Origin of the sequence: Shewanella marisflavi (genome assembly GCF_023283925.1) — a bacterium.
GTDB lineage: Bacteria > Pseudomonadota > Gammaproteobacteria > Enterobacterales > Shewanellaceae > Shewanella > Shewanella marisflavi.
Genome location: NZ_JAKIKX010000001.1, coordinates 488,672 through 505,475, shown reverse-complemented (window position 1 = coordinate 505,475; position 16,804 = coordinate 488,672). Strand labels below are relative to the sequence as shown.

The following is a 16,804-nucleotide window of genomic DNA, read 5'->3' as shown; positions in this document are numbered from 1 at the left end:
AGGCGGTTATAGGCCCAATCCCTGTTTGATGCGCTGACCATAGTCTTCATCGGCCTTGAAGAAGTGGGCTAACATGCGCTCTTGTACATCCACGCTTGCCTGACTTAGCGAACCTGAGATGGTTGCGGCTAATCTGGCTTTCTCCTCCTCACTAAAGATGCGATACAGGTTACCCGCCTGGGTATAGTCATCCTGATCGTAACGGCTATAGCGATCGGCTTCGCCGTCGAGTCTTAGCGGCGGCTCGGCAAACTGAGTGGGCTCAACCAAGGCTTCAGAGGTGCTATTCGGACCATAGTTGGCACTGGCATCGCCGCCCGTCTGACTGCCGCTGAAGGGGCATTGAGTCCCCGCCATGGCGCCACCACGTTGATGATGGTTAGCCTGAGTCGCATGGGGGCAGTTCACCGGCAACTGGTTATAGTTGGCACCAATACGATAGCGCTGGGCATCGGCATAGGCGAACAGACGCGCCTGCAACATCTTATCCGGCGAAGCACCGACACCGGGCACCAGATTACTCGGCGCCAGGGCCACCTGCTCCACTTCGGCAAAATAGTTTTGCGGCAGACGGTTAAGCTCCAGTACACCTATCTCGATCAGTGGGTAGTCACCATGTGGCCAAACCTTAGTCAGATCGAACGGATTGATATAGTAAGAGTTGGCATCCTCTTCCGGCATGATCTGCACATTCACTGTCCAGCGCGGGAAGTTACCATCTTGGATCGCCGCCACCATGTCACGCTGTGACGAGTCAGGATCGATCCCCTTAAGCTTATCCGCCTGCTCGTTGGTCAAATTCGCCACGCCTTGCTGCGATTTAAAATGGAACTTAACCCAAAAACGTTCACCCTTGGCATTCCAGAAAGAGAAGGTGTGCGAACCATAGCCGTGCATCTGGCGATAGTTCGCCGGAATACCACGGTCTGACATCAAGATGGTCACCTGATGCATGGCTTCTGGGTTGAGTGACCAAAAGTCCCACATCGCCTGTGGATCTTTCAGGTTGGTCATAGGGTTACGCTTCTGGGTATGGATAAAGTCTGGGAACTTGATGCCATCACGCAAGAAGAAGGTTGGCGTATTGTTACCGACGATATCGTGATTACCGCGCTTAGTATAAAAACGCAGGCCGAATCCACGGGGATCGCGCTCGGCATCGGCTGAGCCCATCTCGCCGCCCACGGTAGAGAAGCGTACAAAGGTCTCTGTCTGCTTACCTTCGCCATTAAAATGATCGGCAATGGTGTAATCGCTCAGATCTTTGGTCAGGGTGAAGGTACCATAGACGCCTGTGCCCTTGGCATGAACGATACGCTCGGGAATGCGTTCGCGATTAAAGTGCGCCAGCTTCTCGATAAGGTGCCAATCTTGAAGTAACAGCGGGCCACGCTCACCGGCTGAAAGTGAGTTTTGGTCGTCGGCAATCGGGGCACCGCTTTGGCTGGTTAAGTAGTTCGTTGTCATAATTCGCTCCATCCTGTGTGATCTATTTTCGGTCAATGGCTTTTGGGGTCGAGTCAGCTCAACCAGTCTTCGATAACATCAAATATTGTGGCCATGATTTATGCTCCTCTGAGTCCCACCCTTGAGTGGCTAAGCCCAGCATTTAACTTGTCGATGCAGTAAGACTAGTCGACAAGCCAACAAAGCGAAAACGATTAAAATGAATAACGCTAAACTGTTTTTTAGATTAGAAATAAAAAGCTAAATCGGTTATCTCCCAAGTGATGTGATCTGCAAGGCGCGCGCAGCAAAGCGTGCCAGCCCCACAGCGCTTTGACGCTGGAACAACAAGTTTGCACACCTGAAGACATAGACACTAGTGAGCGATAGGCCTGACAACTCCGGTCGCCATCAGTCAGTTAAAGATAAGTTTAGATTTAAGGTGTGGCACTGTTTAGTAGGAGTGGAGTAGGGAGAGCTGTGCGGGTAAGCTTAGGCGCGGACCTTAGCCCGCACCTTAACCATCAATGGTCTTTATCCAGGGTCACAGTACTGGCTCGATACAGCTTCACCAGATAATAGGCATCGATCAACACGATAAAAAAGTTCACCAAAGCCACAGGCAAAGCGTCGATAGCCAATCCATAGGCGACAAACAGGGCGGCGCCGATCAGGTTCCACCAGCGCAGTTTCTTGATATTGGACATCATCAGGGAGATGGCGACCACCACTGAGGCCAGATAACCGACCCACTCCCAAATTGTTGCCATTTCCATAGGCACTCCTTAACCCTAAAATAACTTTCCTTAATTATGGACACTAGCACCAACAAGCGACAGCAAAGGCGAAAAATTATCTCTGCAATTCAGATGCATGGCCATGCTATTGTCAGACACCTCGCCGTCGGCGCTATCGCTGAAGCCATTAACGCCTGATGTTTAACGCCTAGAGCTTTAACACCTAGAGCTTTAACATCTAGAGCTTCGACACTTAGAGCTTTAACACCTAAGCCCTTAACACTTGGGTCTTAACGCTTTACGACGGCCGCCGTCATACGGGAGATACAGCATAGCTCGCCCGCACTATTGTGGATTAAGATCTCCCACACTGAGCTACGTTTACCCAGATGAACCGGCTTGGCGGTTGCGGTTAATGTGCCGTTGCGTGAGGCTTTAAGATGGTTAGCGTTGATCTCCTGACCCACGCAGTAATACTGCTCAAAATCCACCACAAAATTGGCCGCATAGCTGGCAACCGTCTCGGCCAGGGCCACATTGGCACCGCCATGAACAATACCTAAAGGATTATGCACCGCAGGGGATGCCGGCATGGTCGCCTTCATATAATCGTCGCCAATCTCGCTGATGGTGATCCCTAGGGTCTGCATCAAAGTACCTTTGCCGTGCATACCGGCGTCCATCTTAGCGCAATCTTCAAGGGTGACAGGTCTAAACCAAATACTCATTGCTCATTCCATTATTCACAAAATCAAAACTGAGCAGTTAGTCTACTGTGGAAACTGATTATAAGATATAGGAACCAAGGTGTTATCTATATACACCCGGCCTTAGGGGTGGCCTTCATTCGCCCTGAATTATTAGTCTCGTCTGCCGCCAATAAGCTGCATCAAGTGTGTTTGTGTGACGAATGAAGACCTAGGGTAACAGGTAAAATTTGTCTCTGTTTCTGCAGGTTATGGCGCCGCATTAAGCCTTGAGTACCACGCCATTTTCGCGCGACAGTTTAGCCTGAAAAACCTAATAAACAAGCCCGATGAGTCGAGTCAAAATAGAAAAATATCACAGCGTTACCTAAGACACAGATTTGATGAGCGCGCGCTACACTCTGTAAAACAACCGCTAACATAGCGCCAAATTCACGCCTAAAGAGATGACACATAATTGGGGCCAAAGCGTAACAGCGAAGAGGCCATAAAAAAGCCCAACCAAAAGGTTGGGCTCTGATTCAAATACTAAGATATCGGTTAATTTACCATATCAAATTAAAACCTAACTGCCGCAGCCATCAGGACTTCTAGAGTTGATATAGCGAACATCTTTCGCTCTGTCATAGCTAGCAGGATCGAGCGTACCATGCTTTTTGATAAATTGATAAAGCATATCGGCATCAATAAAGCCTGTGTCCCTCGCCTTTTCCTTCAACTTAGGATATTTGTTACCGCCCGCAGCATTATAGCTAGGAAGGGTAAATCGGTACTTATCCGTTAACTTGAAGGGCTTGTCAGCCACCATTCTGATATCGACATCTTTAGCTTTACAGTCAACTGTCATCTTGATGCCACTGAAGTGGGCAAAGCCGCCAGAACCTCGAGTCTTAAGTGCAACCTTAGACAGATATTTCTTAAGTTCGGCACCATCCATCTCAGTCACTGTCACACTGTTGGAAAAAGGCTGCACCTTAAGCACATCACGATAGCGAATAGGCCCTTTCTTTATCGTGGCGCGAATCCCCCCTGAGTTCATGATGCCGAAATCGGCTGGCACGGGGAGCTGAGTCTGAGCATGGGCGATCATGATGCCTAGCGGCGTCGCTTGATTACGGACAACCTTACGCTTACCAACGAAATCAGCCTTGGCAACACCAATCTGTTCTCTCAACTTCAATTGCCCTTTTGCCTGATAAGGGCGAAGCAGTTCAAGGGTTTCCTTATCCTTGGGAGTCAACATATGCGCTGGATAATAGGAACCAAACTTGGTTTCAGTATTTACTGGTACCAGCTGGTAATTAGCCAAGTGTAGCTGGCCGCCATAGTATTCAAAATCTGCGCGACCAACGAACTTGCCCCACTCATAGGCTTGCATGATCCAAGTGCCATTTTGACGGTCAGGCTTACAAGGCTCATCTCGACCATAATCTTCTACGTACTCACCTGTGTCGCCTTCCATACAAACAGGCAACTGCGAATGGCCGCCTATGATGGCTTGGATTTGGCCAGACTTTAGGCTGTTAGCCAGTGCAACATCACCAGGCGCGTTACTACCATGTCGACCATTTTCATAGTGGCCCATATGGGTGAGACCAAAAACAAGATCCGGTTGATGTTTCTCTTCAAGCTCGGCCAAAATAGCTTTCACCTCAGCTTGAGGAGAAGTGAATTTAAAATCTTCAACAAACTCTGGGTTACCGATCTCGGCAGTATGTTCTGTCGTCAGTCCAACCACTGCTAGCTTCAAGCCTTGAATCTCAAATAGCTTGTAGGGCTCAAAGTAGCGCTGCCATTCACCATCGACCTGACGATAGATATTGGCCGATAACCAAGGAAATTTTGACCAGCCTCTCTGCTTATCCATCACAACGGATGGATTATCAAACTCATGGTTACCCACGGCCATGGCATCATAACCAAGATGATTCATGCCGATAAAATCAGGCTCAGCGTCTTGAAGATCGGACTCTGGTACACCTGTATTGATATCGCCACCTGAGAGAAGTATCGTCTGCCCACCTTGTCCGACGACCTCTTTACGAATTTGATCAAGTATGGTTTTTCGTGCCGCCATACCATACTCGCCTCTCGAGCCATGCCAAAAACGGCCGTGATGATCGTTGGTATGCAGCAAGGTGAAACGCTTACAGTCATCACCGGCGGCTTGACAGGCAATCGATGCAGTCGTCTTAGGCGCCTCTTCCACCTTTTTCTTACCACAGCCGCTCAATGCTAACGACATAGCGATAGCGCAGCCGGCTAGAACCGGGCCAGAAGGACGGAGTGAAGTATTCATAATAATCCTTCAAAATTATTCAGATCAGCGTTGTCACTGACCCTAAAGGCTTTATGTCGATATAATGAACTAAGCCCACAAGGTAAGGTGTAGACAACGTCTGTAGAGTTAAAAAAAGCAGCACCCAGAGCGATTCCGGTGCTGCTTTTTCAGGCTTAGCTGATGACTAACCTTGGCGACGACGCCACCACATTACCGGTAGTAGCAGCATCACAAGACCACCTAAACTACCTGCGCCATCTGGCTTAGTCCAACCAGGCTCTTCGGTGTTTTTGACCTCGATGCTAACAAACTCGCTGACGCTTTCTCCGTCAACAGTTACCGTGAGCTCAAACACAAGCTCTTGGTCAATATTGACGCTAGGTGACGTCACATTAAGTGTCAGGCCAGTAGCGGTATACTCTGCCGAACTTCCAGATACCTGCTTCCAGCTATAGCTAGCGCCTTCTGGCGCATCGGCAACAGTTGCTGTGATAGAAGTAGCATCACCTTCGTTCACTATGGTGGTACCGGCAAACTCCACATTCAGACTCAAAGGCACATTGATCACGCTTAAGCTCACCGCTTTGCTTGTTTGCAAAGTGCCGTCGCTGATGGTCACAGTAAAGTTCAACGTCTCGTCGGCGTTAACCATTGGCGCAGTCAGAGACAATATTGCCTGGTCGCCAACAAGCGTCTTCTCTTCACCAAGGACTTGCTCCCACTTATAAGTCAGAGCAACGCCTTCACCAGCAGTGATTGCAGAAGCGTCTAGGGTGTATTCAGCGCCTTCGGTGACACTCTCAGGCGTTACAAGATCACCGTCGACCACCAAAACGGGGTTTGGGTCGTCACCACAGACGGCACCATACACTTCTTGCACTAACTCTGGACGGTCAATGAAAGGATTACGGTTACCCTGGTATTTATATACCTGGTTGTTACGGTTCTGCTCGTAACTATCAACAGGGTCTAACTTGTTCCATGCATACAGCGTACAGAGCGTACCAATCAGCGGAGCGCTATCCTCGTCTGTCGTCGTTAAACGATCAACGGCAACGAGATCAGGCATATTAGTCGTCGCGGTATCGGTTCCTTGATAGCGGGTATCCATATACATGATCATACGGGCGACATCGCCTTTCACTTGATCGCGAGGCTCCCAGCAGTCGGTAGCCAAGTCCAGATAGTTACCGGTACCCACACCATTAAATAGCACCTCTTCACCTGTATCCTTACAGGCTCCAAAGTCATTATTGCTTCGCGCCGTGTTGATACCAGGATCAGAAGGACGTAGGTGATGGGCATCGGTATACCCCCACTGAGACTCGCTTGGGAAGCCATGGCTCTTGGCCCAAACGTGTTCACGGTTCCACTTGCCTACACCACTACCGCTCGTCTGGTTGTCGTACTTGGAAATCGACTCACCTGTGTAGATTTCGATAACATTTTTATCGTTAGCGGGATCTTGGTCAGCGTAGGTCAATGCACTCCACACCTGCTTATAAGTCAGTTGCTTATGATCTTTAGCAATGATAACTGACAAGGCATTCTTCAACTCTTCTGCATTGGCAAACTCGCCACTCAAAACTTCTGAGTAATAGATTTCGCCATTGAAACTAGCAGGATCGGCAACCGGAGTCAGGGTCTCACACCCCGTACAAGGACCTGTTTCTGGCTCTGGTTCTGGAGGCGTTACAGAACCATCACATGCCCCCTCACCAGCACAACCCAGACCATCAGCGGTATCGCTATCAAATACGGCCCATTGGTTGTTGGCACCTGGGAAATCGGCTTCGGCTATCGTGTCACCAGCAGTGACACTGGCTTTACGACGCAGGGTCTTATTTTGAGTAGAGAAGTTGGCGTCGTTTGGATCTGTCCAGGCAGAACCCGGATCTTCACCGCGCTTCCCGAAGCGATCGATAACCACATCATCTTTGGTCAATACCAGCGCATCGTCACCGTTAAAGTAAGTGACGGTAGATGCACTGCCTTTCTTGAACGCTTCAGCGGCACTTGCGTTGTGGAATATAATGGTCTTGCCTGGTTCCAGAATACCAGTCAAGGTCTCTGTATTACCTGGATCAGTGCTTCCGTTGCCAAACAGGGTCAGCTTATAAACGTTGGCATCCAGATCGATGGCACTGCCACCGACGTTGGAAATCTCAATCGCTTTGTTGTTGCTGCTGCCTTCAATATATTCGGTAATCAAGAGCACGCCAGGCGTCGCTTCAGAACTACAAGCGCCTTCACCCGGGCAGCCAAGGCCGTCAGATGTGTCTTGGTCGAAGACCACCCATTGATTGTCAGTACCGGGGAAATCAGCCTCGGCTACAGTATCTCCAGTGGTGACGCTGGCTTTACGACGCAGTGTCTTATTCGCAGTAGAGAAATTCGCATCGTTTGAATCCTTCCAAGCCGAGCCCGGATCTTCACCACGCTTACCGAAACGATCTATGACTGCATCGTCTTTGGTCAATACCAAGGCATCATCACCGTTGAAGTAAGTAACGGTAGATGCACTGCCTTTCTTGAACTCTTCAGCAGCACTTGCGTTATGGAAAATAACGCTCTTGCCAGGCTCCAGCGTACCAGTCAGCGTCTCGGTATTACCTGGGTCAGTGCTTCCGTTGCCAAACAGCGTCAGCTTGTAAACATTGGCATCAAGATCGATAGCGCTGCTACCTAGGTTGGAAATTTCAACGGCTTTGTTGTTGCTGCTGCCTTCGATGTATTCTGTAATCACTAAATTAGCACTGGCACCTGTTGATAGGCTGCCCAAAACCATAGCAGTAGCCGCAGCAACTGCATTCTTTTTAATTCTCATAATCGTATCTCTATTTAAATCCTTGATGGGAAACGCACTGCCCAAAGGCAGGCGTTTCATTATCGAGATCAACGCTTATTTGCGAAGACGACGGCGCATAACAGCCAGCCCGAACAGGGACAACAAGCTGATAAAGCCGGTGCTACCAGCCTTACCATTACCGCCAGTGTGATCGACTTCCTCTTCGACAATGTCTGCAATCAAGGCGTCACGGTTAGATACCTTAGCTCGGAACTCTTGCTTAGATCCTGCTACAAGTTCACCATCACGCAGTAGGCTTACGGTGACCTTGTAGATAGCTGACGGCGCGCCAAAGACCTCGAAATTCACCAAAGCTGTCTCTTCATTCGCAATGACAACATTAGGTAGAACCATTTGGGTCAAATCTAAGCGCTGTTCATCATCTGCTGGCGTCATGCTGATGGTCGCAACATCGCCAACTTGAACAATGTCAGCTGGGAGCTGGTAAGGAACCTTGATCAGTTTTCTCAGTTTTGGCAGGTTAAGCGGCACGTTAGCATCCGCATCACCTGGCTTATAACTCAGGGTAATGAGTGCTGGGTCGTGATCCGACGCGCGATAGATGTTTGGCTTGTAGAACTTATGCGTTCCAGTACCGTCGATACTTCCTTTAAAGGCGTTTTGGTAGTCGTACAGGCTAGTCTCTGCCGCATTGACGTGCCAATCAGTCGCATCAATCACGCGATCTTTTAGAGACGGTGAGATCAAGATGTGGTCAAGTGAACCAATTTCGTCACTGAATGAGTAACTCCACGGTGTCTTGCCCTTCTCCTTAAACTTTTCACCAACGATATCTATGTAGCCATAGGTCTTAGTGATGGTGACCGAAGAGCCATCTTCGTTAAACTGGGGCTTAGGTCCAAGGAAAGTGTGGCTAGCGGTAACAATCGTCTTGTTACGTGGGTTCTCAGTAAGCACCAGTACTGGATCTTCTTTACCATAGGCGTTCAAATCACCAAGGATAATCTTATCCCCTGGAATATCTTCCATCTCTTCGCCTAAGTGCACAGCGCCAGCGACGCGGAACTCGGCACAAGATCCTTGGTAATCTAGATCCGGAGCAGTACGGTTGTTCCAAGTCGTGGCATTACCAAACTCAACACCTTGCCACTCTTCCCAACAAGTAGAGCCTTTTGACTTAAAGTGATTGACAGATAACGTCAAACGCTTACCTGTTTGGTTTATGATAAAGGTTACAACCAAGGCATCACGATGGTAATTCTGACCGTTCTCAAGAATCTCCTCGTACTGATCTTTGATCACCTCACCGAGATTGTTCACTATGGTAGGCGCTTTCTGTTGAGGCATTGGGATAACGCGAGTACGTTCAATGCTCATCTTGCTTGGACGATATATGATACCGGTAGCGATGGCGTCAGAACCAATGGCGTCCAGGTTATCCAACATTTGATTGCCGTTGTTGTCGAAGCCAACAAACACATAACGGTTCTCTGTGGAGTTAGGGCCATTATAATCTTGAGCGCGCTCTTCCACATACTCGATATTGACCTGGTTAACGATCTCAGCGATAGCACTGGCATCTCCAAAACCGTTGTTTTCAATCTCCATCAGGGCCATTACATCGGCATCCTGAGCACGGATAATTTCTACCAGCTTAGCTCTCTGATTAATGTATTCATCATAGCTCTCTGCACCTCGGCTTTGACCATAGTTGTTATTGTCGCCACCGAAAGGAGAGTTGAAGAAGTTAAACAGGTTCTGACTGGCAACGCGGATAGCAAACTCATCTTTTGCCACGTTCTCTTTCAGATCAGGCTTAGTCGTACGCGGTAGGTTGTGAATAAAGTTATCACTGGTCAACTGGTTAGTGATCGTCAGGCTGTAATCCTGATCATACGTGTCAGTACCTGGGATCAACTCAGTTTCATATTGACTGATCACACCCTGGGCGTTAACCAGACTATCGTCGATACGAATATAGTTGGTGTGTGGGTCACTGTTGAAACCAGCGTAATAAGGTATTTCGGTACCATTTGACTTAGTGGCACTTTCAATCACTAAACGATAGTCATTGTTTTGCTCATAGGCCGCCTTAGACTCAGGGCTTCCCGCAACATGCAAATGGTTGGGCTGCAAGTTAGGACGCTTATAAGCCGCCACCATGTTGTTACGGTTATGCCCTTTTTGACTGTCGAGGTAGTTGTAACTGAAGCTGCGAGTGATACGCATATCTTGGTTACCTTCAGTCTGAGGATCCAGATCTGTAGGCAAGCTAACTAACATACCTTCGTAACGCTCTAGGGTCTTATCGAAAGAGCCGTTATCGGCTTCTAGCACCTCAATGGGAGTCGGGACGGTTACGGATATGCTGGAGTCGGTAACTTCCCAAGTATCTGCAGCAAGCGTAGTTTGGCCTTCCAATTCAGTGACAACGCTGCCAAGGCAAACCTTCTTACCCACCATACCGCTGTCTGCACTGCCACTCTTAACGAAGATACCGTCAGAGGTCATGGGGTCGCCATCAACTTGCACATCCCGCAGATAAAAACCTTTATTGGGTAGAGATACAACTGCAGTAACAATACCTTCTACGGCAACCTTCTCGTTCTCTACAGGAGAGACAAATCCAGTTCCTTGAATATCATTAATGCGAGTAAGGTTCTCACACACAAAGGGGACATATGCTTCGGCAAAGTTGGGCGCACCTACCGTTTCGGTAGTGAGTTCAAGTTGTTCCCATTGAGATGCATTGTACTTATCTGATTGAGGTGGTGGATTGCCATCTAGAGTCAACCTGCGGCGAAGAGTGACGTTCTTAGCCCAAAAACTGGTGTCATCGACACCACCAATACGGTCTATGGGTTTGCCATCATGTTGGATGAAAAACCCGTCATTCCCGCTTAAATCTAAATGGGAATAGGTCGATGGGTCGCCATCACTAATTACGTAGGTTCCACCGTTACCAGTTACCGTATCTTTGTAGTCTTGGCTGGCATCCTTATTAAGAATGACCAAAGACTTACCCGGTTCAATGGTTGCTCCAGTCAAAAGAGGAGAACCATCCGCCTTTTTCAGTTCATTATTGTATTTACCGTTACCACGCAAAAATGCTTTGGTTGTATCGGTGAAAGTAAAGGCTTCTGTTGCATGAGTATTGGTGATCTCAACAGCGCTCATTTCTGCACCAGGATCGGCAGGGTAATGATCTTTTTGGGTCATTTCGGTGATCAGCAGGTCTTCAACGCCAGCAAAGGCGCCCATGCTGATGGTGCTGGCAATGGCCAGCGACAGGAAACTTTTCTTCATAGTAAACTCTATAAAATTGAATTCGATTCGGACTAGAAGTAGATACGCGCGTACGCATAGCCAGCTTCAGGGGCTTCGCCAACTCGGCCTTCTACAGACAGCACGATGTCGCGGGCAGGACGATAGTTGAAACCTAAACTGGCCCACTGACGCTCTTTTCCGTACTCAGGTGGCAGCTCAGAGTAGTCGTAATTCGGACCGATCAAATCCCAGCCCTCGTACTCTTCATGGTTTACAGAACCAATGAATTCCCAATGTTCATTCAGATCGTACTTAGCACTAACCGTTAGCCCCTGATTACGGAAGGTCTGATAATCTAGGTGCACGTCACCACTCTTGCGTGTGGATAGGTCTTCATCTTCTAAAAAGCCATTTAAACCAATAGAAAAGTCAGGCATCACTTTCAGTCGAACACCCACCCCTATCTGTTGCTGTTCACCATATTTACTGATGCCGTTAGAACCGCCGCGAGTTTCTAAGCCAACCACGACAGATACCAGATCAGACATCCAGCCAACATATCCGTTAACTATGTCACCTTGCAGAGCACCACTCTTGTGTTCACCCTCGTATGAGTAAGAAACGCCGAAAATAAGGTTTTCAAACGCAGCTTGATATTTAACAGTGTTTTCTTGATCACCCGCTTCACCCGTTTCAACAGACTTGTTGAAAGTGAAGTCACCAAAGTGGTCATAATCGTCGAATGCAGTATCGGTCAAGCCGAGTTCAATCCACTGGTTATCGGTTAAGAGATAGCCTACGTACAATTTGTCGATGGCCAACTCAAACTCACCGTCGCCGCCAAGCCAGTTACGACGTTGGTAATCGAGTTCAAGACGATAGGTAAACTGTTGACGTTGGCCCTCCACGCCCATGGTGGCGAAGCTATCATCGACATAGCCCTTGGTATCGTAAAACTCATCATGGTTGTAATCTGGATGAGTATCAAAATGCCCACCAACACCTACTTCACCATATAAGCGAACGTGATCACCTTGATTATCACCATCTAACATCACCGCGCTCACTGAACCGGCACTAAGCATTGTGGCGGTAGCGATTGCAACTACAGATTTTTTTAACATTCCTGTTACTTCCAATTAGTAATTTGTCAGCCAATAGTTGAAGGCCGAACTTAAAATTAAAAATGTTTATTAGTAAATTCTTAAACTGCCAACTACTTAGGTAGGTGGAGCACTCGATGGCAATATCGACGATACCTTGATTACGCTTTTCATATATCAACCCCATTTTTATAATAATCACGCTAAATCCCATTAACGTGCGCCGCGATTGTTGCAAAATGTAGCAACAAAAAAAAGAAGGGTTAGTCACATTTGACGTGCATAAATAGTTGTTAAGCAAAGAAAAATAGCCCAGGAATGACCACGATAAAGAACAAGCTAAAAACACATAGAGCATAAACTCTAACTAATCATAGACTTAATAAAAAACAAGGTTTCCTGTTATTTTTGTGTAACTTGATGTGAAATTTGAATGTTTTTTTTATGAAAAACTAAATTTAGATCACTAAACTGCCACTACAAACTAGAGGTGGGTCGTAAAATCGGCAAATCTGCCGTTTTTAACCACATTTTAAAGTAGAAGTTATCAGCCCCTCATTGGTAACCCGCCATGATTAGAATGATTTAAGCACTCTCGAATGTATAACCAGAACCACCAAGGTTTTATACCTTCTCAGATAACTCAAACAGGCATTTACTGACCTTTAATACTGCTGTGTTGCCGTTAAAGTTTAACTGATGGAATATCGTGATTTTTTAATTGCAGAATGCCAGTGTTTAACTCAAGAGAAATTTCAACTCTAAGTCGCAAGAATAGTTGCGAGAATAGTTGCGAGAATAGTAACGAGAATACTAGCGATGACTTTTTTTTTTGGGGGGGGGAGATTAGAAATCGATCTATAAACTTAAAAACTTATTGTAGAAATAAGATGTGGCCTTGCATAACAAGGTGCCAACGCAACTCTTGATGAATAGGTTTATCGAAGGGCGCCATAAAAATCAGAGTCCGAACTAAATTTGACTCATTTTTACCCAGCGCCATTTTTCAATTAAGTCCACACAAACATCGATAATTGAAGCTTTCAATCAAGGGGATATATGGACTATTGTGCTTAGCGTTCCTACCTAAGAACAAAACTCGAAATGACAGGCGTTTGCCTGAGACCAGCGTAGCAGCTCAACACGATTGCGTGACTGTGTCTTACGAAAGATAGAAGAGATATGGGCCTTCACCGTATGCTCGCTGATACAAAGACGATCGGCGATCTCTTTATTGCGGGCACCGCTTGAGACCAGCTGTATGATGGTGCGCTCACGGCTGGTTAACTTTTGCAGCATGGCCACCATGTCTTGAGTCAGCTCCACCCCGCTATCTTGGCGGTTAACGAGTTGGCGAAACACCTTAGAGATCAGAGGTCTGTCATACCATAGCTCGTCATTCACCATCTTACGCAGGCCAGTTAACAAGAGATCCATCCGCTGGTCGGAAAAGAGTAAACCGCGTACGCCAAGTAATAGCGCCGATTCGGGCTCCAGGGTACCGCGATCCACATGATAGAGGGCCAGAGGCACATGGGGGAGTAAACGGGCGACAATCAGTGGCACACCCTTGCTATCTAACGCTGCGCCTTTTTGAGCGATCAGATAAAAACTGTTGCGGTCTCGCTCAGGATCTAAGTCGCTGACCTGACGCGCTATGCGTGTCTTTAACCCGATAGATTCGGCCAGAACGGCCAAATGACATTGTGTCGAATCTTGATGCAGGAACACCAGTTCATCAATTTTACTCATACGCTTCTCTCCCTGAAAAGCATTTCATCGCATCATCAATCATAATGAGTTCAGCTATCCCTATTATTTATCTTTATGAACTTCCTTTCCAAAGTCCAAGTCATCACCGAATTCAATCGACCAGGACTAGTAAAAAAGTGTATCAGCTATATTAGCTAACTCTGGTGAGAATAGTTATCACTATTGGTTATATCAAGCTAATTTATCACATCAGAAGCATATAATAATGCTTCTGATGTCGGAGACAAGCTACAGATTATTATTGCTTTTTCAATTTTTGCAGCAGACTATCATGCCAGCGAGACAGTAAAATGACACACGCTAGGGCGCCGATCAAGGCCATCCCCATGTCTGACTGAGTGTCCCACACATAGCCCTGGGTACCGAGAAATGCCTCGGCATCTTCGCCCGTTGCCAACGCCACCCACCACTCGATCAACTCATAGAAGGCCGACAATGCCAAGGCAAAGCAACACACCACAAAATGACACCAGGCTCCAGGTTTCACCACCTCAAGACGCAGAAACACCTCTCGTGCCAATAACGCAGGGATAAAGCCCTGGGCAAAATGGCCCACCTTGTCATAGTTATTGCGTTCGCTGCCCATCCATTCGGCTATGGTGTCAAACAAGGGCACCTCGGCGTAGGTATAGTGCCCACCAACCATAAGAACAACGGCGTGTATCAAAATCAGGCCATAGGCCAGTGAGGTCAGCGGAAAGCGTTTGCGGGTGAAATAGAGGATAGGCAAGGCGATCAACGCAGGGACAACCTCTAAAAACCAGGTAAAGCTATCTTTAGGTTCAATCCCTGACCAGATCAGCACGGCGAAAAAAATTGTGAGCCACACAGTGCTTTTATTCAAAATAAGAACTCCTTAGATGATATTGTTTTAATATCAGAATAATAACTTTAGCCATCTAGCCCTCCACACTGACCAAAAAAGGTGCTATTTTGTGGAGGCATTGACATGCAACAGATAAAAATCACCATAAGAACAGGGCTTGTAGACCTTTCTGGGCGCATTTTTACGGCAACACAGGTACTTTGCGCTTAATCACTTTCTCTTTGTAGTCATTCTACACAAGTAAGCAAGAAAACAGCATAGAGTCACCATTAACCTTGCGCAGCAAGGTTAAGCGTCCTGCCGCTATCGATGTTAATCGCTTAATCTGGATTTGCACCAAGTATTAGGCCATTGAGATCTAAGGGGAACAGGTCTGTGGGTAATAAAAGCCGCCCTAAAAGCGATACTGACCTAGCAACAACCGACAAAGAGGGTACCTAAATCATGGCGAAACATTCGCTGGACAAGGATAAGATCAAGATCCTGCTGTTGGAAGGCGTCCACCAATCTGCGGTAGATGTATTCAAGCGTGCAGGTTACAACAACATCGAATATCACAAGGCATCACTGGGGGAAGAGGCGCTGCTAGCCTCGATTAAAGATGCACACTTTGTTGGCATTCGATCTCGTACCCAACTGACCAAGAGCGTGCTGGAACAGGCGGAAAAACTGGTCGGGATAGGTTGCTTCTGTATCGGTACCAACCAGGTTGACCTTGCTGCGGCAGAAAAACTGGGCATTCCTGTTTTTAACGCTCCTTTCTCCAATACCCGCTCGGTCGCCGAACTGGTACTGGGTGAGATCATCATGTTACTGCGTGGTATTCCACAACGTAATGCCCTGGCTCATCGTGGCGGTTGGCTCAAGAGTGCATCTGGTAGCTTCGAAGCCCGTGGTAAGACTCTCGGCGTGATTGGCTATGGTCATATTGGTACTCAGCTGGGGATTCTGGCCGAAACCTTAGGCATGCGTGTTATCTTTTTTGATATCGAAGATAAGCTTCCCCTAGGTAACGCGCAGCAGATCCACTCGCTAGAGCAACTGCTTTCCCTAGCCGATGTGGTCAGTTTGCACGTGCCTGAAACCCCGCAAACCAAGAACATGATTGGCAGCAAAGAGCTGGCAGCTATGCGTCAAGGTAGCATTTTGATCAATGCTTCACGGGGGACTGTGGTGGATATCGATGCCCTGGCCGAATCGATCCGCTGCGAGCATATCGTCGGCGCCGCCATCGACGTCTTCCCGGTTGAACCTAAGTCCAACGATGACGAGTTTATCAGCCCACTACGCGGGCTAGACAATGTCCTGCTGACCCCTCATGTTGGCGGCAGCACTCAGGAAGCGCAAGAGAATATCGGCATCGAAGTGGCTGGTAAACTGGCGAAATACTCAGATAACGGCTCAACCATGACGGCCGTTAACTTCCCTGAAGTATCGCTGGCTCAGCATAAAGACACCTCACGTCTGCTGCATATTCACCACAACCGTCCCGGTATTCTGATCAAGATTAACCAGGCCTTCGCCGAGAAGGGAATCAACATCGCGGCCCAGTACCTGCAAACTACGGCAGAGATTGGTTACGTGGTGATGGAGGTCAACTCAGATCAGGCCGATGAGGCGCTCGAAGAGATGAAGGCGATCGACGGCACTATCAGAACCCGTCTGCTGCACTAAGCGCAAACTCGCTCTTACCCAAAAGGCATCACCTAGGTGATGCCTTTTTAATGCCCGAAGGCTCTCATCCTGGTCTCGCCGATAGGCTTTGCTGGCGCTAAAAAGCAATTTACTTCATAAATTTAACCAATTCCCGGCATCATTTTGAAGATTCATCCTCCGCCCCCTTTAAAATTAATCC

At 47.7% G+C, this 16,804-nt stretch carries 10 protein-coding genes; 1 reads left to right on the top strand and 9 read right to left on the bottom strand.

Features of this window, described 5'->3' with window-relative positions:
• Positions 1 to 6: 6 nt before the first annotated feature.
• The 9 genes from katB to L2712_RS02100 form a co-directional block, all read right to left on the bottom strand.
• The gene (gene katB / locus L2712_RS02140; RefSeq protein WP_248976757.1) at positions 7 to 1,467 is read right to left on the bottom strand and encodes a catalase KatB; all 1,461 of its coding nucleotides are present in this window, start codon (positions 1,465 to 1,467) and stop codon (positions 7 to 9) included.
• A gap of 503 nt (positions 1,468 to 1,970) precedes the next feature.
• The gene (locus L2712_RS02135) at positions 1,971 to 2,222 is read right to left on the bottom strand and encodes a YgjV family protein (RefSeq protein WP_088905295.1); all 252 of its coding nucleotides are present in this window, start codon (positions 2,220 to 2,222) and stop codon (positions 1,971 to 1,973) included.
• Positions 2,223 to 2,473: 251 nt separating this feature from the next.
• Entirely contained in the window at positions 2,474 to 2,911 is a 438-nt protein-coding gene (locus tag L2712_RS02130; RefSeq protein WP_033540613.1) for a PaaI family thioesterase, read from the bottom strand.
• Between the two features lie 544 nt (positions 2,912 to 3,455).
• Positions 3,456 to 5,189: a bifunctional UDP-sugar hydrolase/5'-nucleotidase UshA gene (ushA, locus tag L2712_RS02125; RefSeq protein WP_248976756.1), complete on the bottom strand. Its 1,734-nt coding sequence runs from the start codon at positions 5,187 to 5,189 to the stop codon at positions 3,456 to 3,458.
• Between the two features lie 166 nt (positions 5,190 to 5,355).
• On the bottom strand, positions 5,356 to 7,998 hold the full coding sequence (locus tag L2712_RS02120; RefSeq protein WP_248976755.1) for an endonuclease: 2,643 nt from the start codon (positions 7,996 to 7,998) through the stop codon (positions 5,356 to 5,358).
• A gap of 75 nt (positions 7,999 to 8,073) precedes the next feature.
• Positions 8,074 to 11,286: an ExeM/NucH family extracellular endonuclease gene (locus L2712_RS02115; protein WP_248976754.1), complete on the bottom strand. Its 3,213-nt coding sequence runs from the start codon at positions 11,284 to 11,286 to the stop codon at positions 8,074 to 8,076.
• 32 nt (positions 11,287 to 11,318) lie between these two features.
• Complete coding sequence (locus tag L2712_RS02110) at positions 11,319 to 12,371, bottom strand: porin (protein WP_248976753.1); 1,053 nt, start codon at positions 12,369 to 12,371, stop codon at positions 11,319 to 11,321.
• A 1,065-nt stretch (positions 12,372 to 13,436) separates the two neighbouring features.
• Positions 13,437 to 14,102, bottom strand: a complete 666-nt coding sequence (locus L2712_RS02105) for a helix-turn-helix transcriptional regulator (protein ID WP_033540616.1) — start codon at positions 14,100 to 14,102, stop codon at positions 13,437 to 13,439.
• A 259-nt stretch (positions 14,103 to 14,361) separates the two neighbouring features.
• Positions 14,362 to 14,967, bottom strand: coding sequence for a DUF2238 domain-containing protein (locus L2712_RS02100; protein WP_033540617.1), 606 nt, complete (start codon positions 14,965 to 14,967; stop codon positions 14,362 to 14,364).
• Positions 14,968 to 15,393: 426 nt separating this feature from the next.
• On the opposite strand from L2712_RS02100, the gene serA reads away from it, so the two are divergent.
• Positions 15,394 to 16,623 carry a phosphoglycerate dehydrogenase gene (serA, locus tag L2712_RS02095; RefSeq protein WP_033540618.1) on the top strand — a complete coding sequence of 410 codons (1,230 nt, stop codon included), beginning with the start codon at positions 15,394 to 15,396 and terminating at the stop codon, positions 16,621 to 16,623.
• Positions 16,624 to 16,804 lie beyond the last annotated feature (181 nt).

Coding starts and splice junctions, on each gene's coding strand:
- L2712_RS02105 (WP_033540616.1), bottom strand. CDS start 14,102: ATGAGTAAAATTGATGAACTGGTGTTCCTGCATCAAGATTCGACACAA.
- L2712_RS02130 (WP_033540613.1), bottom strand. CDS start 2,911: ATGAGTATTTGGTTTAGACCTGTCACCCTTGAAGATTGCGCTAAGATG.
- ushA (WP_248976756.1), bottom strand. CDS start 5,189: ATGAATACTTCACTCCGTCCTTCTGGCCCGGTTCTAGCCGGCTGCGCT.
- L2712_RS02110 (WP_248976753.1), bottom strand. CDS start 12,371: ATGTTAAAAAAATCTGTAGTTGCAATCGCTACCGCCACAATGCTTAGT.
- L2712_RS02135 (WP_088905295.1), bottom strand. CDS start 2,222: ATGGAAATGGCAACAATTTGGGAGTGGGTCGGTTATCTGGCCTCAGTG.
- L2712_RS02120 (WP_248976755.1), bottom strand. CDS start 7,998: ATGAGAATTAAAAAGAATGCAGTTGCTGCGGCTACTGCTATGGTTTTG.
- L2712_RS02115 (WP_248976754.1), bottom strand. CDS start 11,286: ATGAAGAAAAGTTTCCTGTCGCTGGCCATTGCCAGCACCATCAGCATG.
- serA (WP_033540618.1), top strand. CDS start 15,394: ATGGCGAAACATTCGCTGGACAAGGATAAGATCAAGATCCTGCTGTTG.
- katB (WP_248976757.1), bottom strand. CDS start 1,467: ATGACAACGAACTACTTAACCAGCCAAAGCGGTGCCCCGATTGCCGAC.